Origin of the sequence: Streptomyces sp. NPDC093586 (assembly GCF_044764905.1) — a bacterium.
Taxonomy (GTDB): Bacteria; Actinomycetota; Actinomycetes; order Streptomycetales; family Streptomycetaceae; genus Streptomyces.
In genome coordinates this window covers 62,641-87,528 of sequence record NZ_JBIWJA010000025.1, presented here as the reverse complement: position 1 = coordinate 87,528, position 24,888 = coordinate 62,641, and the positions used below count along the sequence as shown (strand labels likewise).

Sequence of the window (24,888 nt, the reverse complement as noted above, 5' to 3'; positions counted from 1 at the left end):
GCTGGAAAGCGGCAGCCGCCAGCGAGGTGCCGGCCTGGGCGCCCCGGCTCCCGCACATTCCGGGCGGCAAGAAATTCGTGGGAACTTGCCTTCAGCGCTCCAGCCGGTAGCAGCAACTCTTAGAAAGCCGCTGGTGAGAGGCCGTTGTCAGTGCCTGGCCCTATTCTTCGCTGTCACTACGACTCCTCCGGTAACTCGGAGGCCGAGGAAGCAACTTGAGGGTTTCCGTTTGGCCGTGAGCACGGCCCCTGCCTCAGCTGATCACCGGGGCAATGGGGGATGGATGTTTCCCGATCTGGTAGTGGAGGTGTCCGGGCCGCTGGCCTGCTTCACCCGGCCCGAGCTGAAGGTGGAGCGGGTGTCGTACCCGGTGATGACTCCGTCGGCCGCAGTGGGGGTGCTGGAGGCGATCTTCTGGAAGCCGGAGATGGTGTACGTCATCACGGCGATCGAGGTGCTGAAGCCGATCGAGTGGACGAAGATCCGGCGGAACGAGGTGAAGTCCGTGATCAGCGCAACAGCATGCTCCTGCGCGATGTGCACTACCGGATCCGCGCGCAGATCCTGCGTGCTCCGCACGCCGCGGACGTGCCCGAGCAGAAGTACCGCGATCAGCTCCGCCGACGCGTCGACAAGGGCGCCTGCTTCTCCGAGCCCTATCTCGGCTGCCGGGAGTTCAGCGCCTTTTTCGGACCGCAGACGGACGCCCGGCCGATCGACCGCGACGAAGAACTCGGCGTCATGCTGCACTCCATCATCCTCCCAGCCTCCGGCGGGGAGCGGTACCGCTGGTTCCACGCGCAGCTGCACCAGGGCGTGATGCCGGTGCCTGTCGCCCCGCTGGGCGCGGACAAGGAGCGGGGGATGCGGTTGAGTCGCTGTGGGCTGAAAGAATCAAGAACGACTTCTGGCCCAAGAACCACACGGACTATACGCCGCTGCCTGGCATGTGGCCAGACATTCACATGACGCCTGCGCAGGGGGTCCAGGCGCACCTTGACCTGCAGGGAGGCGCTCCGGGCGGTGTGATGCTGCCGATCCACTGGGGCACGTTCAACCTGGCTCCGCATCCGTGGGCGGAGCCGGGGGAGTGGACGAAGGACGCGGCGGAGGAGGCGGGGCAGGCGGTGGCGTTTCCTCGTCCTGGTGAGCCGTTCGAGCCGGCGGGGAAGCTGCCCGCGGATGCTTGGTGGCGCGGGGTGTCTCAGCCGATCGCTCATCCGTGGCGCCGGCCGAAGCCGACTCCTGTCGAGGCGCCCGAGCGTGATCTCGATCTGGCGGGTGATCGGTGACGTCGGGTGAGGACGAGCTGGGCAGAGTCGTGGCCTTGCTGGCTCGTCTCTCGGGCGAGGAGCGCGACCGTGTGGTGCGCGCTCTGGATGGTCCGTCCCGGCGGGAGCCTTCGGTGAGCACGCCACGTTTCGTGCCCTTGCCGACCAGAGCGAGATCGTTTGCGGTTGTCGTCCGAACAGGCATCGTGGAGGGCTGAGCCTGCAGATCAAGCGGGCTGGATATCGGGTGAGGCGACGGCGGTCATCTCACCCGAAGCACGCCTCAGCACCGTGGCACTGGTCGCCTGCTCGCCCACTCCCTCACTCTCTTGATCGTCTCGTCCGGCGTAGGCATCGCCGAGTACACCACAAACTCCGCGTAGTTCGGATTGTCGATCGGCAGCGGCGGCAGAGGATGCTCGCGTAGCCTGGCCACCAGGTATCCGGCCGCTAGCAGATCGCGGGACTTCTCGATGTCGAGATCGACCTTGTCCGCGTGCCAGTAGGAACCGTCGTATTCGATGGCCAGCTTGTGCTCCTCGAATGTCTCAACCGTGATGTCGACGAGCCAGTTTGCGCGCCGGGCGAATGCCTCGTGTCGTATCGACTGGCCAGACGAGGCCCGACCGAAGGCCCGCTCAGCAGCGGACCAGTGATCGAGCTCTATACGGGACTTACCGTGCTCTCGGCACTCGGGGCAGCCGCTGCCGTTCGCCCGTGAGGGCAGGGGCGCCTGCCATGTGTGATCTGGGTTCGCGGAGCAGATCCAGGCCGGTGTGAACGAGGTCTGGGCGGTGGGCCGCACCTGCCACGCGGACAGAGGATTCGTGGGTGACCATTCCTCCGCCAGATCAGGGAAGTGGCAGGCGAGCGAGTCGAGGATGGTGCGGCATTCCGGGCAGCGCAGACGTTGGCCCTGCTCCCGGCGGGCCGGTGTCTCCTGCCATTCATGGCCGCAGTCTTCATTCCGCCACCACACGAGCTTGCGTGAACGGGGCGACACCTTCGACAACTGAGTCTTGCCGTTCTTGGCCGGGTGCCACTGTGCGGCGATTTCGGTGTTGAGTCCGAAGGCATCGGGATCGGCCTCGACTGCCTCGAGACGCGTCGCGCGTGTGTCCTGGCCGCGGCAGGACGGGCAGCCGTTACGCAGATACGTGAGCGGCGACTGGCGAGGGCGATGCCCTCGTGGGCAGCGTAGCTGGCGCTGCTGGTAGTCCGCGACCATCACGATGCGGGGATCCGCGTCATCGTCCCAGGCGGCGAGTAGCTCAGGTATGTCTGCGACCGGCGTCGTCTGGTAGCGGGCGTGCTGCGCTTTCCATTCGGCGCGTCGCTTCGGTTCGCACTCCGGACACTCGCTCATGTTGACCATGTCGAGGATCCGTTTCCTGAACTGCAGTCCGCAGTCGGGGCAGCGCCAGGCCGCTTCCCGCAGAGCCTTGACGGTGACGGTTTCCCAGGTGGCGGTGTCGTTCTCCTCATGGTCCCACCAGTCGAGGACGGGCAGTTCGCTGTCCTTGAGGAGATTGCGCTGCTTGGACCCGGCGCGCTTCGTCGTCTGCCGCTCACGCCGAGGGTTGATCTGGCACTGGCAGCCGAACCCGATGTCCCCGAGTCGCTCGGCGCTCACACGACCGCAGTACCGGCACCGGACATGGTGCGGGTCGTCAGAGAAGGAGGGGGTGGTCAGTGCGCTGAGGTAGTCGTATCCGTTCTTCTCGGCGTGCTCCCGCGCCTTGGCCTCGGGAACCGGGCTCAGGTCCACGTACGCACCCATGGCCTGCCGAGCCTTGCGCGCCCACTGCCGCCAGTAGCAGGCCCGGCACGTCGCTTCCCCGTACGTGTTCTTTTCCAGGGTGTACTCGAAGCGGTAGTGCGCCTCGCAGCCGCATGCCAGGCATCGGGTCAGGCGCCACGCTTTCGGCTTCGTGAAGGGCTCCAGCGGCTCCAGGCCGCCCTCACGCAGCATGTGCGTGATGTGAGTGTCGCACCAGGTGCTTTTCGTGCGTGTGGAGAATGCAGCAGGCTCCCCGCAGTCCGGCTCGGAGCACAGTTGGGGCGACTTACGGGGCAACGTGGAACTCATGCGAGGATTTTCGCAGGTCGGCGACTTCAACGGCACGAGAACAGCTCGTTGCCGATGGTTCGGCAACGAGCTGGTGCATGGTTAGCGGCGAGAGGTCGAGGGCCTCGGTGGCACCGATGCTCACCTCGGCCATTGAGGACCCAGGTCCACAGTCTGCTGGTGGGAGAGCAGGCCGGCGACGGCCTGGACTATGTCACTCATGTGATCGCGACGGCCGAGGGGGACGGGTCTGCGCCCGCCGGTTCTTGAGGTGGGCGATGCCGTGCCTGACCCAGATGCGTCGGGAAGAGTACGCCGTGTGCTGTCGCTCCCGGGGGAGAGAGACTGCAGTGGTGGTGGTCATGCGGTTAGGCCGCATCAGCGGACGTAAATGCGGGAGCTGCTGGGGCCGTCCCGTGCTCAGGCTCGTCTGACGAGCCTGAGCACGGGACGGTGCGGTCCGGACGATCAGACTGCCTTCGGCTGGGAGTCGGCGAGGTCGTTCAGAACCGCGTTGACCACGGGCCAGCACATGTCCAGGGTGTCGCGGTCCGGGGCGTGAGCTTCCCGGATCTCGGCGCGCGGATGCACGAAGTTGCGGTACTTGCGCAACTCGTGGCAGAAGCGTTCGACGTCGGCCCCGATCCAGCCGGCGTCGTGACAGGTCTTGATCAGGGAATCCAGGCTCACCCTGTCGGGGGAGGTGCGACCGAGCAGGGAAGCGTCACGCTCGTGAACGACGTGGACGAGGACGCCTTCGAGGAGGCTGCCGAGCATGATGATGGCGGCCACGTGGGCGCCGTTGGCGTAGCAGGTGTGGGCCTCGTCCAGGCGGTGCTGGAGGAGGACGGCCATGTTCTTGTCCGTGATGAGGTCGGTCATGGTGGCTCGGAGTTCGACTGGGCCCTGGCTGCCCGGATGGGCGAGAGAGGGGTCGCAGGCGACGAGGCGGGGGCGGCCGCCGGGGTTCTCCAGGCGTACGCCCTCATGGATAAGGAAGGCGTTGACGGCAGAGATGACGACGGGGAGTTGTTCGGGCTCGTCGAGGTACTCGCGGGGGTCGGCGAGCCGGAGCAGGACCCTCTCCAGCTCGGTGGGGTCCTCGCGGCGCTCGGTGAGCTGTGCGAGGGCCCACTCCATGCGGTACTCGCCGTCGTACTCCGGCACGCGCTGCCAGCCGGCGTGTTCCAGGAACCGGGCGATCTCATAGCCCTTGCGGTAGTAGAGGTGTTCGTCGCCGCAGATGACGCGGGCCAGTTCCTCCAGGGTGTTGGCATCCAGGATGCCGAGAGGGGAGTGCGGGGTCATGCCGAGCCTTCCGTGATGTCTTCGAGTTCCTCGTCCTCGGCCGTTTGCAGGACAGCGAGGGGATCTGCTGCGGCGGTGGTGTCCGCGGCTTCCGCCGTGTCCTCGGTCAGGTCCTCGTCGGAGGAGAGGTCGAGCGGGGTCCACTGCACAGCGGCGGGCGCGGTGGATGGGGTGGGGGAGCGGGCGTCGTCGAAGGTGGCCGGATGGATGCCCAGCCGGTTCAGCTCCGCCCACAGCCCGGTCAGTGACTCGTCGGGGTCGAAACGGAACTCGCTCTCTCGGATACGCCAGAACGTCCAGCCCACCCGCTGGAGTTCACGGTCGCGCCGTTGGTCGCGCCGGATCTGCCCGGGCGTGGAGTGGAATCGGTCGCCGTCGCACTCCACCGCCAGACGGCTGCGGGCACCCACCACCACGAGGTCGATGCGCCTGTTCCCAGCGGGGAACTGCGGGATGACGTGGTAGCCGCGTGCCTTCAGGCGCAGGTAGACCTGCTGCTCGAAGAGGGACTCGAACGGATCCTGCGGGATATCCGCCGAGACGTCGCCGATCTGGTCGGCGCTCGCCAGAACGGCGGGCGGGTTCTCCATGTAGGCGAGGAGGTTGAACCGGAGGTCTTCGTTCTTCAGGCGGTCCGGCGGAATCGAGTAGAACAGCCGCATCTGGTCCTGCGCCCGGGAGGCGGCGACGTTGTACGCCTGCCGTTCGCTGCGTGCACCGCCCGCGATGCGTGGCGGGTTCGTCGCCACCATCGACAGCAGGATGACGTGCCGCTCGTCTCCCTGGAACGAGGCGGGATTGCCCACCCGAATCTGGTGGCGTTCGCGTACCGGCGCCGGAATCCTCTCGTTGATCAACTGTTCCAGCAGCTTGACCTGCCCCACCGGGCCTTGCAGGGTGATGACGCCCATGGTCTTGTCCTGGTAGGCGGGATCCTCGACCAGCCGGGCCAGGCAATCGGCGACTGCCTCGGCTTCCTTGGGGTTGCGTAGGCGACTGTCGCGGCCCTGGGTGACGGCTCCCTCGACGAAGTGCGTCACGAGCGGGTCAAGGCGCTCACCGCCGAACTGCCGAAGCGGCTGCAGCTTGTCGTTGTAGAAGGTCCGGGAGGACCAGCCGATGATCTCGGGCATGCAGCGGAAGTGCTCTTCCAGCCGGATCACCTTCGGGAAGAACGTGGACAGCAGCTGGTAGAGATTGGTGGCAGGGGTGTAGAGCTGGCGCAGCATGGGCGGCATGTCCGGTAGATGCGTGAGGAGCCGGTCCTGAATCGCCTGGAGCCGGCCCATGCCGCTGACCGGAGGCGCGCACTGCTTGTCGTCACCGACGACAATCACGCGGGGAGCGAGCCACAGCAGGAACAGCGCGTCCATGCCGGCCTGGCTGGCTTCATCGACGATGACGACGTCGAAGACGTCGCGCTTGGGCGACACCATCTCCGCCACCTGAGAGATAGGCATCACCCATGCGGGCACCGCTCCCTGCGCCGTCCGCATGGCGTCGTGCGCTGCGGCACGGTAGCGGCCCGCGTTGCGTCCCTTGCCCTTGCCGTACGAAGCCATGTGATTGCGGTATGCCTGCAGCGCCGAACGCTGCTCCTGCGTCATGCGCTCCAGGCAATGCAATCTGCCCCATGCGGCCGCAAGATCGCCGGTTAGTGCCTCCAGACGGCGCTCGCACTCAGCCAACTCGCCTTCCAGCTGACGCTCTCTCCCCGGCGTGCGTAGGCGCTTCACGAACGCGGAGGCCGTCGCCCAGGCCCATGCCTCGGCCAGGGAGCCCAGTCGCTTTTCCCAGGTCGGGACGTCGGGATCCTCCGTCAGCTGGTCCGCGAGCAGCGGGTGTGCCCGGCGTAGACTGTCCAGGAGCACAGCGCATCGTCGCTGGCTGTGCTCGCGCCGATGCGCCTCCCGCAACGCGTCAAGTTCCTTGGAATAGCGCTCGGTGTCCTGTTCCCGGATGGCGTGTGCTGCGGCCAGCGCCTCGGGGGCGGGATGCGAACCCTCCGACGGTGTACGCAACTGCGCTTCCCACGTGGCCAGTCGGATCAGTGCCTCGTCCGCGGCCCGCCGATCCGACAGTGCCGCCAGTGCATCGGTGAAGTCCTGCCAGGCCATGCGTGAGGTGAGATCGATGTGCAGGCCGTGGTGGACGAGGACGTCGTCGATGCGCTCGCGGGAGGCACCGAAGGCGTCGACCTGCCTCAGGCGTGTGTATGCCTCCGTCAATGACGCCAGTCGGAGTTCCAAAGGACCGTCGGAGAGGGGGGCGCCTACCTGCGCCCACCGGTGCGCGATCGCGTCCACGATGGAGAGCGCCTGCAAGTGCGCGAGGACAGCGTCGAGTTCGCTCGTCGTACCGGGCGAATGACCATCGACAGAGCAGACGTCGAGGAGGTCCTGGGCATCCTTCTGAGCCTTCGAGGCCAGGAGGCTGCCGCGCTTGCGCAGCCTGCCGCCCCCGGCGAGATGGGCTCGCAGGGCGGCGCCGGCGGTGCTGAACGCGTCGGCCTGCTGCCCCGTGAGCGCCTGGGGCAGGACCACGCGCCGTGTGATGACGGCTTCCAGCTGCTGTGACACCTCGGTGAGCTGGTCGTTGAGAGCGTCCACCTGACGCCACATGGCGAAGTTTTCGCGTGACAGACGGTCGGACAGGGCTTTCGTCGTCCACTTGCCGGTGTCCCAGTGCCTGGCGCTTGACGGCAGGCCGAGGTGGTGCAGGGCCGTACGGCAATCGCTCGCGAGCGAGGCCAGTTCGTCGGTGACGGAGGTGTCGAGTTGCGCGAGACTGTCGCGGATGCCGATCGCCTCGAGGGACAGGCCATCGTCGGTGATGCGTCCCGCCTCAATAGCCTGACTCAGATCCTCGGGAGAGGGGAGGGTGTCGGGATCCGGCAAAGTACCTCCGGCCCGGGGTTCCGCGGCGCCCTCGCGCAGCAGGCTCAGCAGTTCGGCTGCCTGGGCGGGTGACAGCGGAGGGAAGGAGGACGCCGGATCGCCCTCCGGAACCAGGCCGATCCAGGAGTGGTGCTCGGCGTTGTCGCGGACGCGCTGCACGATGTCAGCGAGAACACCCCCGTACCCTGGAGCGATCTCCGGGTGCCGGTACACCTCTGCCTCCCGCAGTGAGATCACCTCCTCGGTGAGTGTGGCGATCCGTTCACGTACCTCCTCGCGCTGCCCCGCAAGTTGGCGGATCTCGTCCCGCAGCTGCTCCGGATCGCTGGCAGCGACCTGGTCAGTCAGGGCGTTGATCGTCCGCTCCAGTTCGTCCGCCCCGTCCTGGCGGGCGGAGCTGAGCAGGAGGACGCATAAGTCGCGTACGGCAGGAGGAAGTTTGTCTCGCAGGACGGTCAGGGCCTGGTCCCGGGCGCTGGTCACCAGGACCCTCTGCCCCTGGGCCAGCAATGCCGAGACGAGGTTGGCGATGGTGTGCGTCTTGCCGGTCCCTGGTGGACCCTGCACGACTACGCCGGTGTCGTGTTCCAGGCGCCGCAGCACACTGCGCTGGCGTTCGTTGGTCTTGCCCGGGAAGAGCGGGTCGTCCCCGAACAGGGGCGGGATCTCTCGCCCGTCCCAGTTCGCACGAGCGTCGGCGTCCAGGGGCAGCACCAGCTGTGCCAGCGCCAACGGTGCGTACGCTTCCGACGCCACGCTGTCGGCGATTCGCTCATAGAAATTCAACAGGGCGTTTCGGTCCCGGGGGCGCAACACCAGCGCCGGGGCGTACGTGAGGCGTGCCCCCGGCTCCGGCTCGCGGGGAGGCTGCCACTCGGCGCTGAACGTAACAGGACGCTGCAGTACGCGTTCCTGCCACTGGGCCAGGTGTTCCAAGGTTTCCGAGCCGAGGAGGTGCAGCGGCTGGGCCGCGATCTCCTCGGCGAGCGCGGCCGACCGCTCGGGGATCCAGCCGTCGTCGGTGTCGAGAAACGCCTGGTCCTCCAGCCGTACCGCCCCTTCGACCGTCAGCCGGACAGTGAGCCGGGCGGTTTTGCGGTCCACCGAAGTCTCCACCCGGTGGGTGAGGATGTGACGATGGACTGCGTCGCCGCGTGGGTCACTCCATGTCAACAGGCCTGTGACCAGAACGAGTTCGAGCTGGTCATCCTGCTGGGTCAGTTTCTGGTGCCAGTGGTAGACCTGCTCGTACAGCTCCCGCAGGGCCCGCTCGGCGCGCTCCCGCTCGGCCCAGCGTCGCCACCGGGCCAACCACGGTCCGTAGGCCCGCAACACTTCGGCCGCGTCTTCGCGGCGAACGCTGTGGTCGTCGGCCTCCTCCCGCCATTGGCGACCGTCCTCGGCCCGCACCAACTCCTTCCCCGGTCCCTCGCTCGCGAGCGGCGGATCCTCACCGTCCGCGTCCTGGCACAGTTCAGGGGACACCCACCCGTCAAGCACTTCCGGCAGCGGCGGCGGGGCTGCCTGGGGCACGTGGTCGAGGGTGAGCAGGATGCCGTCGGGCCGGTCGACGGGGCGCCGTGCAGAGGCCGGCAGACTGGCGAGCCACAAACGCTCCCGCGAACGCCGGTCGTCCCGTAGACGCTGGTGGCTGCTTTGGACGACCTCTCGCAAGAAGCCGATCAGCCCAGTGGTCTGCCCGATGACATCAGGGCTGTTCGCGGCGTACCGTGGCACCTTTACCTGTCTCCCCTCAGCTGGTGACGAACGTTCCAGAATCGGGTGACCGGGGAGGCACGACAACACGGTTCGGGAGAATGGCGTGATCCACACGCTGTATAGGCTGGATTGACGCACTGTAATTGGACGGCGAGGGGCTCGCTTCTGAGGGGCCCGCGCAGAGCGTGGGGCCGTTGCGTAGCGATTCAGGTCCTTGCACCGCCTTCCCTTTGGGGGCCCTTCTCGCGTTGTCGTCCGAGCACGCGTTGTGGAGAGCTGAGCTTGGAGGGGGGAGCCGCGCAGTGCCCGGCGGTACTGCGCAGCCAATGTCGGTGGCAACGTCTAGAGTCCGGCACATGGCTGCTTCGTCAACTGAGCTCAAGGCTGAGGAACCCCTGGCGCCGGTGTACCCCTTTAATGCGCCAGGGGAGCCGATCACCCTCTACGACGGACCCATTGGACCGGCCGGGGCTGAGGTGCCCGGGGTTGTCCAGTACGACTGCTCCCCGAAGCCCGGGGTCTCTTGGCGGTTGCGTACCGAGGACTATGACCCCACCTCTATGGACAGGACTGAGCTGAGTCTGCTCGACCTCGGCATCGAACTACCGGTGTCCGCCAGAGACGCTGTGAGCGGCTGGTCCAACGGCACTTCCTACGGGGACCCCACCGCCCCGCTCGACCGTGTTGTTGCCCACTGGTTCAATCTGCCCCGATGGCGTGGATCAGCCCACCTTGAGGCGCATGTCACTGATGGGACGCCGCGATTGGTGTCGGCCGGACGCAGTGTGTATGAGGCTGACGGGTGGAGGATCACGCTCGACGTCCGCCCCGATCACAAGGCCGTCTTCTCTGATGTGCGCCAGGCCGACGTCTACGTCATGACCCATGTGATGGAGATCCGTCGGTTGGACGGAGCCACGTTCACGTCCGCCGAGGTCACCCCGGTTCTCAGTGCGCTGCACGTCGGACTGTCCTTCGCGCTCGGCCGGTGGGTCGCCCCCGCCCTGCCCGTCGGCCTGAACGACCAGGAGCATACGGTGTGGGGCCAGTGGGGCCCGATGCTCTGCGACCCGGCACGCCGCATCAGCTCCGGCTGGTGGTACCCCGAAGACCAGAAGTCCTTGGCAGATCTGCTGGCCTGCCTCCTGCCCACCTTCCGCGATCCCGGCAAGGGGCAGGCGCTTCGCCTGCAGATGCAGTACGCGATCACTGCCATTGCCGATCGAGGATTTGTCGAACAGCGGATCATGAGTGGAGCTGCCGGACTGGAGCATGTGATGTGGCAGGAACTCGTGCTTAGCGGTCGGCTCACTGAAGCCGAGTACGCATCCCGCGCACGGCCGGCTCATGACAAGCTGCGTATGCTCCTGACGGAGTCCGGGGTCGACCTGAGGGTGCGCACAGACCGTCTGCCTGCAGCCGCTGCCTATGCGACCAGACAGCAGGTAGACGGGGTTCGGCCGGCGGACGGCGCCGACGTCGTCACCCGAGTCCGTAACCGTCTTGTGCATCCCAAGGAGACACAAGAGCCCGTCTACGGGGTCAAAGGACTGGTCGCCGACACCTGGCTCCTGACCCGCCACTACCTCGCGCTGTTGGTGCTCCGCTCGATCGGCTATCGCGGCTCCTACCAGGACCTCTCCAGGACCAACAGGTGGGTCGGTGAGACCGAGCCTGTCCCATGGGCGTGAGGTCGCGCAAGCCTTCAGGAGCCGACAGCGCTCTCTCCGGGCAAGGCCGACTGCCCCCGCATCCCGGGGGCCCCGCGCCGGGGTCATTCCTCCATACGCTGCAGGTCGGCCGCCCGGTGGTCACCCGCGGATGCCAACCCGTCGACGAGGCGTCGCCACCGTGCGATCTGGTCCGGAGACATGGCATCACGTGAGTGAAGCGTCCGGAGCCAGTCGGGGAGGTACCAGCACCTGTTAGCGGCGATGTGATGACTACTGTCGATCAGTCGCTCCGCCAGGCGGAGTCCCGTGTCCCTCTGCCATGTGAGCGGGGCGCACTTGCCGAGTTGTGCGAGTGCATCGAGGGCCTTCGGTTCCTGACGGGCGAGTACTGCCCAGCGGTCCAGAAGGCTGGTGAGGGCGTCAGGATGGAGCCAGTCCTGCCGGGCGCGAGCCAGGGTCGCGTCGATGTCGGTGTCACTTATGTCGATTTCGGGCGCGGGCAGGAGCGACCCCAGCGCGAGGCCGTCCCAGTGATGGCTGGTGCGCAGTCCGGTGCCGTCGCCGATGGCGTCGAGGGCGGCCTTCATGACGACGGGCCAGATGGCAGGGAGGGACGGGCGCAGGCCGTCGTCGTAGGTGAAGAGTATGGCGAGATCGCGGAGGAACTGGTGCAGGGCGCGGCTGTTAGTAGAGAAGTCCTGTGCGTGTACTTTGAGCGGCTCGGTGTTGCCGCTGACCGCTAGGTCGACGATGACGCGCGCGCTTCGCCTGCTGTGTCGGTTTTCGTACCCCTCTTTGGCCCAGTGGTCGGTGGCGCGGATGTGGGCGGCGAGCAGGGTTTCGGTGAGCCTGTTCGCCCGATCCGCCACACAACTGTCGCTGAGGGAAGCCGCGCCGGCGGCCACGAGCGGAGGGATCAGCGAGATCAGGTACAGCTGTTCCGTATCGACCTCGGGCAGCGTTCGCTCGTAGGGGCCGTCGAGCCGGGGACGCTCCCGTGTGCCGGTCTTCGGGTCCCAGCCGCCCAGTCGACAGTCCCGCAGTCCCGCCTCCACGGCGTCTAGCGCCACCTGGTGGCGGCAGGGGCCCGGCTGTCGGTCGGTGTCGCATGGCGCGGCCCAGACGTATTCGAGAGCCCGGGCGAACGCCATGCGCACCTCGTCGAAGTGGTTCGTGCTGCAGCGGGTCAAGACGTCGATGATCGCCTGCCGGTCGAGGACGGCATCGTCGGAGGTCACCGCTAGGAGCGCCGCCAGGCCGGTCGCCGCGGACCGGTCGGCTCCCATCGAGTAGTAGGAGGAGGCGGCGTACCCGGTACGGCTCGGTTCGGTGATCGCCTCGATCAGGACGGTCGTCGCCCATCGCAGGTCGTCAACCGGAACCCGGAGCCGTCCGCGAGCCTGTGCGACGGCAGCGGTGGCGGCGACGGCGGCGATCGGGTCAAGCCGGTCGAGAGGAAGACCGGGTGTGTCGTCGCCCAAGGACCGCGCCTCGGCTATGTCGGCCAGAAGCGTGTCGGGAGGGGCGGTGCGACCGTCGGATCCGGCGTAGGTGTTCTGCAGGCGCAGGGCCCGGCCGGCCCGGTCGAGCATCTCGGTGTCGGGCCGCATGCGAGTCGCCAGCGGCTCGGGATGCTGGTACTGCACGGTCAAGTTGCCGGATCCGGCGGTTTCCAGGCGGAAGTTCTCCGGCCTGAACGTCGCTGCCCACACCTGCACCGAGGCGAGGAAGTGGTCGGCCTCCGAGTCGTCCTGAGAGTCGGCGACCATTTCCTCCGCGCGGCGGATGAGTTCCTCTCCGGTGGCCGCGAGCTCGTCCACCCGGCCATGGTCCCCCGAGAGGACCGCGCGCATAGTGAGTTCGGCGGCGACATCGCGCGGGCTGCTTCGACGACGGGACCGCCCCACGAGATCGGTCTCGTCCGGGCCTTGTACGTGCAGTACTCCTTCACCGGCGACTCGCACAAACTCCAGCTGCCACACGTTCGGATCCCGCATCCAGGGGATCAGTAGATCGCCGGCCTGCTCCAGATGGCGCACCAGGAACCCGACGGCCAGACCGGGCATGGCCAAGTTGTTGCAGTCGCGCAACAGAAGCTCCACGACCTGGGCGGGAGAGATGCCGACCACGGCCACGAGTTGGTCCGCGAGGCGCTCGACCGCGAGCAGCGCACTCACACACGGGTACGGGCCGATCGACCCTCCCCGGTACCAGGCCCATACGTGTCCATCCCCGACACAGTGCCGAACTCCCACCCCCGGCAGATCCAGTTCTGCTCCGGTCGGCTCGTCAGCGGATGCTCGAACATCGTCGCCGTGCACCCCGACCCGGACGGCCGCAGCGTGGTCAAGCATCCGGTTGATCAGGGCCAGTGCAGGGAGGGTGTGCGCCTTCAGGAGCGGCCAGAAGGGCCCCCGATACCACCCCGCCATCTGTTCGGTGATGCTTCCGCGGGCGCGGTGATGTCGGATGCCGTCGTCGAACGGGTACGAGTGGGACCAGCCGTATCTGTCCTCCTCAGGGTCGTGCTGTTCGATGTAGTAGGACTCGGCCAGGGCCAACAGCAGATCCGGCTGACGCCTGGCCATTTCCGTCGCGGCCCAGAAGCTCTCCACGGCGGGCTCGAGACGCGCACCGTCGTCATCGGCGATTCCCCTGAGGAACGCCTCGGCGCGCCTGTCAAGGTCGGTGCCGAGCATCGCCAGGGCTTCCACTGCGAATTCGTCCGAGTGCTCCGGATCGGATGCGAGCACGCGGTCCCGCAGCGCCTGCCGGATCGGGATTGGCTCGCTTGTCTCGGCCTGCACTAGTCCACACAGCCACGCCAGCACCAGTTCGCGGACTCTGCGGCCCACGCCATGGGCGGTCCGTGAGTCGCTGTCGGAGCCGGTGTCGTGTGGGTGGCAGAAGGCCAGCTCGACAAGGGGCGCGAGTATCAGCGGGTCGCCGACGCCATGGGGCGCGTAACGCTGCATGGCCAGCCGGATTACCGTGCGCAAGCCGGCTTGCTGGTCCATCTGCAGCGCGGGCCATACACGGCCGAGTACCTTTCCGGCGGCACCGAGGGTGAGCACTGCCTCCCACGGCACGTCCGACCACCGCTCGCCATGGTCGGACGCGATCCCGTCGAAGACGGCGCGCAGGTGGGCGAGCGACCGTTCGACGTCATCGGCGCCGAGTAGATGGGCCTGGCACGCGATACGTGCGGCACGCAGCGCCCAACGCGGTGCGTCAGCGGTTGAGAGGAGAGCGAAGCCGTCCGTGACGAGCAGCCGCACCACCGCCATGTCTCGCACGAGATCGCTGGCGAACCGATCAGACGGGCTCCAGGCGCTGGTCGCGCCGAGCGGCGCCAGCAGACCGTCGGAGCGCAGGGAGGGCAAGGCGGCCGGGTCCGGGGGCACGGCGGTTTCGCGGGGAAGTAGTTGGCGTCTGGCCAGTGCCTGGAGAGACTGGTCGCGAGCGTCGGGGGAGGGACCTCCCGCCGTCATCATCTCTCCGCGGCGTACAAGATTGCGCCAGACGGCGGCGAACAGATCGGCCTCCGACGCTGCCCCCTGAGGGGCCGCCACGCCCGGGCCCGCGCGCAACAGCATGTCCACCAGACCAGGTCTGCCCAGCAACCACCGCGTCCGCTCGTCACCAGCCCACTGCCGCAGCTGCGGAAAGACCTCGACGAGCCGCGTGGTCTCGGCTGGAGTCAGCCGGGGGACCTCGTGCTCGCGGACGAGGTCCTCGACGATTCCGTCGTCCCGCGTCACGCTCTCCGCAGCCTGAACGAGCACGTCACGTGCGGCTCCCGAACCGTCGGCACGGGTGACCGTCACCACGCCGAGTCCGGCGGCCATGGCCGCCCGCGCGAGGTCCGAGAGCAGCTGGGCGCGTCCTTCCAGCACCGACTCCGCGCCGTCGACGACCAGCAGACGCCCCTTGCCCACCGCAGAGGCACCCAGCACCGTTGCGAGGCGGGCGCCGAGCAGCGCCTCGAATTCCGCAAGCGTTGCGGGGACCTCTCGCAGGTTCAGCACGGTGACCGCGACTCCGTCGGCTCGCAGCCGCTCAGCGGTACGCAGGGCCAAGGCCGACTTGCCGGCGTCGGGCTCTCCATGGATGACCAGCGCGGTCGCCCGCGAGGCGACTGCCCTCGCTTCGGCGGCCAGAGCATTTCCGGCTTCGGCGCGCTCCAGTTCGAGGTTCTCGCCGGCGCCGGTCAACCGGAACCGGACGAGGTTCTCGGCTGTTTCCGACAGGGCGTCGAGTGCACGCCAAGCCGGGGCATAGGACGGGGAGCGGTCGACGACCGCAGCCCCAGAGAGCTGCCTCCGGAGCATGCTCTCGGTGACGGTGGCCGCTGTCGGGGCGTAACTCCGGGACAGTCTCTCCAACGCTTCAAAGAGGGTGGCGGAGCTCTCCACGGAGGCATCTGGGACGATACTCCGCAGGCGGGCCACGGCCGCCGTACGGTCGGACTCGTCGGCCCCCTCCAGCCTCAGCTGCCACAACCAGAGCACGTGAAGGAATCGCCAGGTCAACCCTGCGGTAGGTATTTGGGTGCTTACCTTCGGGCTGCTGGCCGCCTGGGCGATCAACGCGTCCAGATGGCTCAGCCGCCTGCGAACTGCTTCAGTCGTGCGTCCCGGCTGCTTCATTACCGCACGGAACGACTCCTCATCGGGCTGCCCCCGCGCGATCACGGTCAGCTCATTCACCTGCCGTACGGCAGGACTGGTGCTGGCCACAGCGAGCGCCAGCCGCCAACGTCCCGCGCCGGCCTCGGCCCAATGATCCGTGACGATCCGCAAGTAGGACACGAGCAGGTCCGCCGTGGAGTCGTCGCTGGTCGTGAACGCCGGGGCCCGGCGCACACCGATCGACAACCGCCGCTGTCCTCCGTCGGACGTGTCTCCAACGACGATCAGGTCGTCCACGGGACTGAAACTGCTGTCCTGAAAGCGGATGGATACCGGCGTCACGTCATCACCCAGTGCCGGTACGGGATCGCCGAGGAGGAGGTGCGCCAGCAGGACGGCACCGAAGTTGTGCTCCAAGACCGTGCCACCGCCACCGGTCGCGTACGGGCTGGCCACCTGCTCTACTGCGTCACTCCCCGCCATCTCCGCATCATAGGACGCGCCACCGACACCACAGACAGGCATTCATACGAGTCGCGTCTGCTCCGGTGCGACGGATCCGCCCGCAGTGCTGTACCTCAGGGCGTGCAAGGTCTGCCGAACCTGCAAAGGAGAGGGGCTGACGTACATCCTGCATGGCCTTCCAGACCTGCTCCTACTCCTCGGGTCGGGACACCAGCCGTCGAGACGTAGAACGCGTGTTTGTCCTTCTTCCCGCCGGAATCTCTCTGATCTGCCAGCGGCGCCCGAAGGCGTCCTGACGGTGCTCTACGTTCCCTGATGCCCCGCGGCATTGAGACCACCATCTGCCTTCGGCCATTTTGTTGAGCCATCTCGGCTCACCCTCTGAATTCATTTCAGGTGGGTGGAAGCTCGTCGTGCGGTGTACGCCAGCACCGCACCCGCTGGTTTCTGCGTTGATGAGGTGAGCCACGCCGTTGCCTCTGCGTGGAGCGGTGGCCCTGCTGGCTCGTCTTTCGGGTGAGGAGCGTGAACGTGCGCTCCGTGCTCTGGACGGCCCATCCCGGCGGGGGACTTCGGTGAGTGCCCAACGGTTCGTACCCTTGCCGCCCAGACGATGCCGTCCTACGGAGCGCGGAAGAGCCCGCCACCCGATTAGGTGGCGGGCTTCGTCGTGACCCGCCAGCCGTCAGCGGGGTTGTCTGTCCGTGGATGACTTCGCTGACGCCGACTTCTCGTCCGCCCCTCGCCTGCCGCTGCTGACGGCGGCGGAGGCCCGTGAGGCGGTGGGCTACCTGCAGCTCCTGGAGCAGTTGGACCTCACGCCCCGGGGCGAGGCTGCCGGTCAGCTGGCGGCGGATCTGGCTCGGCGGCTGCCTGCGGACTAGGCAGGCTCACATCTCGGGCCAGGGCTCACATTCCTGGATGCACTCGTCATGCTTCCACGCGCAGCAGTTGCCGCCGCGCGTCGTGCCTCGATCGACGAATTCGGTGATGATGCGTCCGTCCTCGATGCGTGACACGCCCACCTGCCTGCCGAAGTCGATCTTCAGGCCATCGAGCTCTATCGACATGCACTTGATCGCGTACTTGGCAGCAGCTTCTGGGTACTGGGCAAACAGTTCGTTGAGTGCGTCGAAGAACTCGGGGTCGCTCTGCGGCCCGCAGCCAGCCTTGGCCTTCATGGCAACACTCCTGAAGAGGTAGGGCTTCGCCCCCTGGCGAGTGCTGTGTACTCGTCGAATTCTCATCGTCTCGCGGTGATCTGGCTCGTGCCACCGCGTGGGCCCTGGCCGGCTGTCCCGGGCCAGGGCGAGTGTCTGCTGCGGCCTACGGGGCAGGGTTGTACTGGACGACATCGAAATCGCAGCGGCCGCCAGCATTGACCTTCATGGCGTCGATCTCGTCCTGGTCGGCGCGGAGGCATGGGAGACGACGATCGTGCTTACGCCCCCGCTCCATGACGACTGTGCCCGGGTCGACCCCCTTCGTCCCGGGGGCGGATCCTTCGGCCCGCTCCGGCCCGGCGGATGTGACGGCCCGTTCAGTGCTGCGGGGAGCGGAGGATGAGCAGGGTGATCTCACTGGGGGCGAAGACGCGGAAGGGCGGGCCCCAGAAGCCGGTGCCGCGGCTGGTGTAGAGGAGGGTGCGAGCGCCGTGGTGGCTGAGGCCGGCGACGGTGGGTTGGTCGAGGCGGACCAAGTGGTGGAAGGGCCAGATCTGGCCGCCGTGCGTGTGGCCGGAGAGCTGGAGGTCGATGCCAGCGGCCGCCGCGCGGTCGATGAACTTGGGCTGGTGCGCCAGGAGCAGCACGGGCAGGCCGGGGTCGGTGCCGTCCAGGGCGCCGTCGAGGTGGGCGCGGTGACCCGCCAGGCCGGAGGACTCGGCGGTGACGTCGTCGACACCTGCGACCACGAGGGTGTCACCACCGCGTTCGAGCAGCAAGTGCCGGTTGCGCAGCGGCTCCCAGCCCAGCTCGTCCATCAGGTCGACCCAGCCCTGCGCCTCGCTGTAGTACTCGTGGTTGCCGGTCACGTACACCCGGGCCCGGGTCGCCCGCACGGTGCCGAGCGGTGCGGCCTGGGCGCGACGGCGTTCGGCCGTGCCGTCCGCGATGTCACCGGTGTGGCAGACCAGATCGGCCTCCAAGGTGTTCACCGTCTCGCACACCCGGGCCGACCAGCGGGCTCGGTCCAGCGGGCCGTAGTGGGTGTCGGTGATGAGGGCGACGCGGAAGCCGTCCAGGCCGGGACCCAGCCGTGGGAGTGGCACCTCGACTCGGCGCACGCGGGGCACACGGCGGGCCTCGGCGTACTCCCAGCCGAGCAGCACGGCGGTGACGCCGAGGACGGCCCAGGCGACGATCCGGGCCCGGTCCTGGCTCTCACCGACGCCGGCCACGGTCAGGACGAGCCGCAGGACGACGCCGAGCAGGACGGACCAGGTGAACAGGACCCAACTCGCGCCCAGCAGAGTGTCGCCGATGATCGCCGCCCGGTCCTGCTGACGCCGTCCGTGGCCGCGCGCCATCGCGAACGGCATCCCGACAAGTCCGAGGACGAACAGGGCGGTGCCGAGCAGGGTGGCGGGCAGCGGCCAGTTCTGGCCGCCGTACAGGAGCACCCAGCAGGGCACAGCGAACAGGAGGACCGGGGCGACCAGGGGGACGTAACGCATCAGGCGCTGCAGCCGGCTCTGCCGCCGCACGGGCGCTTCACCCTCGGTGGGACGGGTGTCGCTGGTGTCGGTCACGCTTGCCTCCCCGACCGGGCCGCTGTCCCGCGCACTGTATCCGCTCGCCTCGCGACGGGTCGGACGGGCGTTCACGGAAGCGCGCTCACGGGGCGAGGAGGAACGGTGGATCAGTACGCGCCGACGGGTCGTTGGGCTTCTGTTGACTCCAAGAATCAAGAACGGCTTTTGGCCGGACATCCACATGACGCCCGAGGAGGGCATGCGCGCCCACCTGGACCTCCAGGGAGGCCGGCCGGGCGGCGCGATGCTGCCGGTCCACTGGGGGACCTTCAACCTGGCGCCGCACGCGTGGGCGGAACCGGGGGAGTGGACGAAGGAGGCGGCCGAGGAGGTCGGGCAGGCGGTGGCGTTCCCGCGGCCGGGGGAGCCGTTCGAGCCGACGGGGAAGCTGCCGACGGAGCCGTGGTGGCGGGCGGTGTCCGGTCCGATCGCGCGCCCCTGGCGGCGTCCCCGGAGCGCTGAGGTCGTGGCCGAGACGAGCGAGGGCGATCTCGACCTCGCCGGTGAGCGGTGACGTCGGTCGGGTCGGATCGTTCGCTGCCGGCCTTGGGCGGGACGCCCCCGGCAGAGCGTGAGGTCGCTGCGCAGCGATGGACGGCGCCGCGCTCACGTTTCTGGTATCCACCACGACCCGCCCGTTCTGGTCGTCCTCCGAAAACGCATGGGTCGAAGCCGGAGACTTCCAGCTCGGCATGGCCCTGCGAACCACCGACGGCGACTGGGCGACCCTCACAGCCACCCGATGTCTCGAGAAGCGCCGGCGCGCACACGGCCTCACACTGACTGAGATCCACACGTACTGCGTGCTGGCGGGCGAGATCCCCGTACTCGTCCACGACTGCCCGACGACAGGAGGGAACGCACTCGGGGGACCAAGGTTCCGAAGGCCTGCCAGGGCCTGGACATCGCTCACGTTCGCGCGAACCACTTCCCTGGCGGTAGTGGAGTCACGCCCCAGAAGGGTCTCCGGCCGTCCGGCACGAGTGATGCCGAGTTGGAGAGCATCCCCCGAGGGAAGCCCCGTCACTGCTGGTCGTCACTGCTGGTCGTCACCGTGGAGCGTCGCGCAGGTCCCGGATGTACCGGTCGAACCGTGTGCCGGCCCGGCTACGCGTCTGACGCCCCCTCTGGCGGTGGATCCGCAGCGCGAGCGCCCCCACCCGTGGTCGCCCGGCTCGACAAGGACGCGAAGGCGCCACCGAGGGGCTCCTTCCGTGGATCACCCCGCTTGCGGGCCCGGACGTCGAGGCAGGAAGGGAACACCGCGGCTCCACCGGCACCTGTGCACGCAGACGACCTGGGCCGGCACGCCGATCGCCCCCTTCCCTGCCTGGGGCGCTGCTCCGGCCGGGTGACATACGGGGCGCGGCCCGGCACCCGGGCGGGGAAGCTGGCGTCATGACACCCGCCACAAGGCGGCTCGCCGTCGCTCTGCTCGTCTGGCTCGCCATCGCCCCCGGGGCGGTCGCAGTGTCCCCGGCCGGCGGGGGGCCCGGGGTCTCGGGCGGGCCTGTCCCGACCGCCGACGACCCACTGCCGGCATTCGAGAAGGCCGCCCGTCCCCTGCGCACCACCGATCCCTCGGGCCCTTTCGAGGACCTGCGTCCCTTCGGGCAGGCGGTCGGCGGCGCCGTGGTGGTCGGCATCGGCGAGGCCGCCCACGGCTCCCGCGACTTCGTCACCTTCAGGCACCGGGCGTTGCGGTACCTGGTCGAGGAGAAGGGCTTCCGCTCCTTCGTCCTGGAGGTCGACTGGAGTGCCGGGCTCCGTCTGGACGACTACCTGCGTACCGGTCGCGGCGATCCCGTCCGGATCATGTCCGAGGAGTTCCAGAACGCCTACCTGCTGCTGCACAGCCAGGATTACCTGGACATGTTCCGGTGGATGCGCGCGTACAACGTCGCCCACCCCGACGACCCGCTCAGGTTCGTCGGCACCGACAACGCCTACGCCGGACCGGAGCTGTACGACCGGGTCGTCGACCACGTCCGGCGGGCCCACCCCGACCTGCTGCCCGCCGTCACCGAGCGGTACCGGGGACTGCGTCCCAGCCTGCCCGTCGGCGAGTGGATGCGCGCCGCCACGACCGCGCCCCTGGACGAGCGCCGTGCCCGGGCCGAGCACACCGGCCGAGTCCTCGCGCTGCTCCGCGCCCGCGAATCCGCCGGGACGGACGACGACCACGCCTGGGCGGTCCAGCACGCCACCGCCGTCGACCAGGTGGCGCGCATGTATGCCTTCGATCTCGCGGACCCCCGGGCCGTGCCGGCGGCCATGGCCTACCGCGACACCGTCATGGCGGAGAACACCCTGTGGTGGCACCGCCACGTCGGCCACCGGCTGGTGCTCGGCGGGCACAACAGCCATCTGTACACCAGCAGTTCCACCCCCGCCCTTCCCGTCACCCAAGGCTCGGTGCTCAGACGGCGGCTGGGCGCGGGCTACCTGGCGGTGGCCCTCTCCTTCGGCCGGGGTGCCGTGCACGCCACCGGACAGGGCTTGCAGAACCCGGTCGACGAAGACGTCGAGCGGTTCGAGGTGGAGCCCGCCGCCGTCGGCTCGGTGGAGCACACCCTGGACCGGGTGAGCCGCCGCGACTGGTACCTCGACCTGCGCACCGCACCACCCGCCGCCCGTACCTGGCTGGCCACGCCCCGGCCCAAACGGGAGATCGGCACGGACTTCCCTCCGCCCGGCGACCGGGTCGGCCTGCTGGGATCGGCGGACCTGGTGGTGCACCTGCACGAGATCCGGCCGAGCCGAAGGCTCGGCCGGGACGCGGCCGGACAGCGCCCCCACGCGCCCGGCGCGTCCGCCGACCCGCTGCCCGCCCTGGAAAAGGCCGTCCGCCCCCTGCACACCGTGGAGCCCGTCGGCCCCTTCGGCGACCTGCTCCCCCTGGGAAGGACGGTGGGCGACGCGCACCTGGTCGGCATCGGACAGGCCGCCCACGGCGGTCACGACTTCCTCGCCTTCCAGCACCGGGCGTTCCGGTACCTGGTCGAGGAGAAGGGCTTCCGCTCCTTCGTCCTCGAAGCACCCTGGAGCGCCGGGCTCCGTCTGGACGACTACCTGCGTACCGGGCACGGCGATCCCGCCCGGATCATGTCCGAGGAGTTCCAGAACGCCTATCTGTTCATGCACACCCGCGAAGTCCTGGACCTGATCCGGTGGATGCGCGCGTACAACGTCGCCCACCCCGACGATCCGCTCGGATTCGCCGGCAACGACAGCAGTTACGCGAGTCCCGATCTGTACGACCGGGTCGTCGGCCACGTCCGGCGGGCCCACCCCGACCTGCTGCCCGCCGTCACCGAGCTGTACCGGGGACTGCGCCCCGCCCTGCCCGCCGGCGAGTACATGGCGGCCTCCATCAAGGAGCCTCTGACCGTGCGGCGGGAGAAGGCCGAACGCACCGGACGCGTTCTGGAACTGCTGCGCGCCCGGAACCCGGCCGATCGCACCGCGGCCGGGGACGACCACACCCGGGCGGTGCGGAACGCGGAGGCCGTCGACCAGGTCGCACGCCAGTACGCCTTCGACTACGACGACCCGGCCGACGCACGCGAGGCCATGGTCCACCGCGACACCGTCATGGCGGAGAACACCCTCTGGAGGCTCCGGCAGACCGGCGACCGGACGGTGCTGGCCGCCCACAACGGCCATGTGTATCTGCAGGGCTTCGACCCGGACTGGCCCGTCACCCAGGGCGGTCTGCTCCGCCACGCGCTGGGGAACGGCTACCGGGCCGTGGGCCTGGCCTTCGGCCACGGATCCTTCAACGCCACCGACCAGGACGTCACCGAGCCCCGTGACGAAGACGCGCAGACGTTCCACGCGAGGCCCGCTGCCGGCTCGGTCGAGTACACCCTGGACCGGGTGGGCCACCGCGACTGGTACCTCGACCTGCGCACCGCACCGCCCGCCGTCCGCACCTGGCTGGACACCCCCCGGCCCAAACGCGAGATCGGTACGCACTGGCCCCGGGACCCGGACCAGGTCGACCTGCTCAGGTCGGCGGACGCGGTGGTGTACCTGCGTGAGATCCGGCCGAGCCGCCTGCTGCCACGCGACTGGTCTCCCGCGGCACGGACCCGGGGGAGCGCTCAGCCGCTGGACGCGGATGAGGGTTCTGTGGGAAACGCCGCGGTGCGTGGGTCAGCCGACTGCTATCGGTGAAAGCCGTACGAATACGGCCCCTGTATGCCCGCCTGCCGCCTGCCGCGTTCCGTCCGGGTGCCCCGCACGGCGGTTCATCGTGCCGCCGTTGTGGACGACGGTCACGGTCCGGCCGTCGCGCGGATCCCGTACCCGGGCTGTGCCGTCGGCGGGCGCCGACGCCGAGAAGTGGCTGTCCGGCGCGAAGCTGTCTCCCGTGACCGGTGCCGTGCGACCGGTCGGCTCGACCGCACACGTTGCCGTGGTCGGGACAGTCCGCCGAGTTCTGTGAGCAGGGCGCGGGCCTCGGACTCGTCAGGGCCGGCAGTCGCCTGTCACAGCCGGGCAGCCAGGGGCACCGGTACGGCCTCCTCCTCGGCGAGGACCGCGAGCTCGGCCAGGCGTCGCGCCCTGCCCGAAGGCAGCGGGGTGGTGGCCGCTTCCACCGTGGCACGGACGGCGAGCACGCGGCGGGAGGGGGTGTTGAGGTCAAGCGGCCGGGCGGGCCCAGTGCCGCTCAGAGTGCTGTGTCTGCCCTGCTCGGCGCCTGAAGTGGGCGTTTTTATAGGACATGTGTTTCTATTGTGTCGCTCGAAGATCATTTGTGGCTCGATCCGCCGGGGAACGACATCGGCGGATCGTGGGCCGCGACCATGGAAAGTACGCACATGAGAACCACCTGGCATGCCCGGGCGCAGGCATGCTGACCGCCACCGCCGTGCTCCCGGCCGCGCCGAACGCCGTCCCCGACGGGTGCCCGGCCGTCGGGGCCACCCGCACCGGACGGAAGAAGACCGAGGTCAAGAAGGCCGCGAAGCTCATCCGGACCTGTGCCGAGCGCCGCAAGCCGGCCTCGGTGCACCGCACGGCGGTCGCGTCCCTGCGGGGCATCCCGGCCCTGAAGAAGGCCGGCAAGTGCTGATCATGGAGGGCCAGTGATTGCGACAGCGGCGGTTCTCGTGGACATCGTCCTGATCCTGACGCACCGCGTACGTGCCTCGCAGGAGTCGGTGAAGGACACGTCGTGGCCCTACATGGCCGCGGGCCTCGCGGGATGTGCGGCGGGCTGGCTCGTCATCGGCCGGCCGGAGACGGCCTGGGACGACCTGTTCCTGACGCTGATCTGCGGCGTGGTCGTCGCCTCCGAGGCCGCTCATGCGGCCCGGACCCTGTCCGGGCGGACGTGGGCGGGCTGGGCTACGGCCCTCGTGAGCGGGGCGGCAGCGGCCACCTGGCTCCTGCCGGACCCTCTGCCGTTCACCTGACATCCCACCTCGCCCACCGGGCCAGGGCAGGCCCCGTACCGGGGGCCGGCCCCGGTGAACCCGGACCGGCCGCCGGTCGGTGGATCCGAAGGCGACGCCGACGCCCATCCCCGTGGCCTTGCGCCGGTTGCCGGTTGCCGGTTGCCGGTTGTCGGTGGCGGGCGGTGCCCGGTGCGCTCGTGCGTCCGGGGCACCGTCCCCGGAGCACTGAGGACGTGGCCGAGGCGAGTACAAGGTGTCTCGACCTCGCGTGCGGCAGGACACCGATCTTCCGGTGATGGTCGTGATCGCGCTGGAGGAACCTCCGGTCGCCCCGGCGTGACGCTGTTCCACCCGACAGACCTCGCACCGGCGAGTGGTCGTCCATCAGGCTCTGGTCGGCCGGCACCCGAGCAACGGGACAGCCGGCCGGCTCCCGCCGGACGGGAGCGGTGAACCGTTCAGCGCGACTCCCGACCGGCGGCGCCGCCCGGAACCGGATCGCCGGCGGAACGGACGCGCGGAGCGGCCGGGTGGGCTTCGGGTCCGCGGCCTTTCCCGAGTGATCCCCTCACCGGTTTATCGGTCTGTCGTACGAAGCCTCATACCAGAGCGGGACGTTGCCCGGGGGACTTTGTCAACTGCCCACCGCACATGATGCGCAGGCGACTACTGTCAGTGTCCGTCGGGTGACGTAGGGCC

General features: G+C 68.8%; 12 protein-coding genes and 3 pseudogenes. 8 read left to right on the top strand and 7 right to left on the bottom strand.

The genetic code is table 11. The features are described 5' to 3' along the window. Positions 1-283 precede the first annotated feature (283 nt). A pseudogene (gene cas5c / locus ACIRFH_RS24515) lies at positions 284-969 on the top strand (type I-C CRISPR-associated protein Cas5c). Then, positions 951-1,292, top strand: a pseudogene (locus ACIRFH_RS24510) (MBL fold metallo-hydrolase); the annotation flags it as partial. The pseudogenes cas5c and ACIRFH_RS24510, both read left to right, overlap by 19 nt. 262 nt (positions 1,293-1,554) lie before the next feature. Here the strand turns inward: ACIRFH_RS24510 and ACIRFH_RS24505 are convergent. From ACIRFH_RS24505 to ACIRFH_RS24495, 3 genes are all read right to left on the bottom strand, one after another. Then, complete coding sequence (locus ACIRFH_RS24505) at positions 1,555-3,243, bottom strand: zinc-ribbon domain-containing protein (RefSeq protein ID WP_403524578.1); 1,689 nt, start codon at positions 3,241-3,243, stop codon at positions 1,555-1,557. A 564-nt stretch (positions 3,244-3,807) separates the two neighbouring features. Then, a complete protein-coding gene (locus tag ACIRFH_RS24500) occupies positions 3,808-4,647 on the bottom strand; it encodes a hypothetical protein (protein ID WP_403524576.1) in 840 nt (279 codons plus the stop codon). Then, the gene (locus tag ACIRFH_RS24495) at positions 4,644-9,281 is read right to left on the bottom strand and encodes an AAA domain-containing protein (protein ID WP_403524573.1); all 4,638 of its coding nucleotides are present in this window, start codon (positions 9,279-9,281) and stop codon (positions 4,644-4,646) included. Before ACIRFH_RS24495 ends, ACIRFH_RS24500 begins: the two co-directional genes overlap by 4 nt. 338 nt (positions 9,282-9,619) lie before the next feature. Here ACIRFH_RS24495 and ACIRFH_RS24490 point away from each other — a divergent pair, with 338 nt between their 5' ends. Further along, entirely contained in the window at positions 9,620-10,954 is a 1,335-nt protein-coding gene (locus tag ACIRFH_RS24490; protein ID WP_403524570.1) for a hypothetical protein, read from the top strand. Between the two features lie 83 nt (positions 10,955-11,037). On the opposite strand, the gene ACIRFH_RS24485 is transcribed toward ACIRFH_RS24490, so the two are convergent. Then, positions 11,038-16,050: a hypothetical protein gene (locus ACIRFH_RS24485; RefSeq protein WP_403524567.1), complete on the bottom strand. Its 5,013-nt coding sequence runs from the start codon at positions 16,048-16,050 to the stop codon at positions 11,038-11,040. A 686-nt stretch (positions 16,051-16,736) separates the two neighbouring features. Here ACIRFH_RS24485 and ACIRFH_RS24480 point away from each other — a divergent pair. Then, complete coding sequence (locus ACIRFH_RS24480) at positions 16,737-16,916, top strand: hypothetical protein (protein ID WP_403524564.1); 180 nt, start codon at positions 16,737-16,739, stop codon at positions 16,914-16,916. Between the two features lie 6 nt (positions 16,917-16,922). Here the strand turns inward: ACIRFH_RS24480 and ACIRFH_RS24475 are convergent, their stop codons facing one another. Continuing rightward, the gene (locus ACIRFH_RS24475; RefSeq protein WP_403524561.1) at positions 16,923-17,213 is read right to left on the bottom strand and encodes a hypothetical protein; all 291 of its coding nucleotides are present in this window, start codon (positions 17,211-17,213) and stop codon (positions 16,923-16,925) included. 359 nt (positions 17,214-17,572) lie between these two features. Further along, a complete protein-coding gene (locus ACIRFH_RS24470) occupies positions 17,573-18,781 on the bottom strand; it encodes a metallophosphoesterase (protein ID WP_403524558.1) in 1,209 nt (402 codons plus the stop codon). Between the two features lie 166 nt (positions 18,782-18,947). Between ACIRFH_RS24470 and ACIRFH_RS24465 the strand changes: the two are divergent. Both ACIRFH_RS24465 and ACIRFH_RS24460 read left to right on the top strand, forming a co-directional pair. Further along, positions 18,948-19,298: pseudogene (locus ACIRFH_RS24465) on the top strand (MBL fold metallo-hydrolase); the annotation flags it as partial. 884 nt (positions 19,299-20,182) lie between these two features. Continuing rightward, positions 20,183-22,963 carry an erythromycin esterase family protein gene (locus ACIRFH_RS24460; protein ID WP_403524556.1) on the top strand — a complete coding sequence of 927 codons (2,781 nt, stop codon included), beginning with the start codon at positions 20,183-20,185 and terminating at the stop codon, positions 22,961-22,963. Positions 22,964-23,277: 314 nt separating this feature from the next. Here the strand turns inward: ACIRFH_RS24460 and ACIRFH_RS24455 are convergent, their stop codons facing one another. After that, positions 23,278-23,409 carry a hypothetical protein gene (locus ACIRFH_RS24455; RefSeq protein ID WP_403524553.1) on the bottom strand — a complete coding sequence of 44 codons (132 nt, stop codon included), beginning with the start codon at positions 23,407-23,409 and terminating at the stop codon, positions 23,278-23,280. A gap of 233 nt (positions 23,410-23,642) precedes the next feature. On the opposite strand from ACIRFH_RS24455, the gene ACIRFH_RS24450 reads away from it, so the two are divergent. Both ACIRFH_RS24450 and ACIRFH_RS24445 read left to right on the top strand, forming a co-directional pair. Beyond that, entirely contained in the window at positions 23,643-23,864 is a 222-nt protein-coding gene (locus ACIRFH_RS24450) for a hypothetical protein (RefSeq protein ID WP_403524550.1), read from the top strand. Positions 23,865-23,877: 13 nt separating this feature from the next. Beyond that, positions 23,878-24,207 (top strand): hypothetical protein, encoded by a 330-nt coding sequence (locus tag ACIRFH_RS24445; protein WP_403524547.1) that lies wholly within the window; start codon positions 23,878-23,880, stop codon positions 24,205-24,207. The last annotated feature ends 681 nt before the right edge of the window (positions 24,208-24,888 follow it).

Bases quoted from the DNA above. Each gene is read 5' to 3' on its own strand.
- ACIRFH_RS24475 (WP_403524561.1), bottom strand. From the start codon at position 17,213: ATGAAGGCCAAGGCTGGCTGCGGGCCGCAGAGCGACCCCGAGTTCTTC.
- ACIRFH_RS24450 (WP_403524550.1), top strand. From the start codon at position 23,643: ATGCTGACCGCCACCGCCGTGCTCCCGGCCGCGCCGAACGCCGTCCCC.
- ACIRFH_RS24500 (WP_403524576.1), bottom strand. From the start codon at position 4,647: ATGACCCCGCACTCCCCTCTCGGCATCCTGGATGCCAACACCCTGGAG.
- ACIRFH_RS24460 (WP_403524556.1), top strand. From the start codon at position 20,183: ATGACACCCGCCACAAGGCGGCTCGCCGTCGCTCTGCTCGTCTGGCTC.
- ACIRFH_RS24505 (WP_403524578.1), bottom strand. From the start codon at position 3,243: ATGCTGCGTGAGGGCGGCCTGGAGCCGCTGGAGCCCTTCACGAAGCCG.
- ACIRFH_RS24490 (WP_403524570.1), top strand. From the start codon at position 9,620: ATGGCTGCTTCGTCAACTGAGCTCAAGGCTGAGGAACCCCTGGCGCCG.
- ACIRFH_RS24485 (WP_403524567.1), bottom strand. From the start codon at position 16,050: ATGGCGGGGAGTGACGCAGTAGAGCAGGTGGCCAGCCCGTACGCGACC.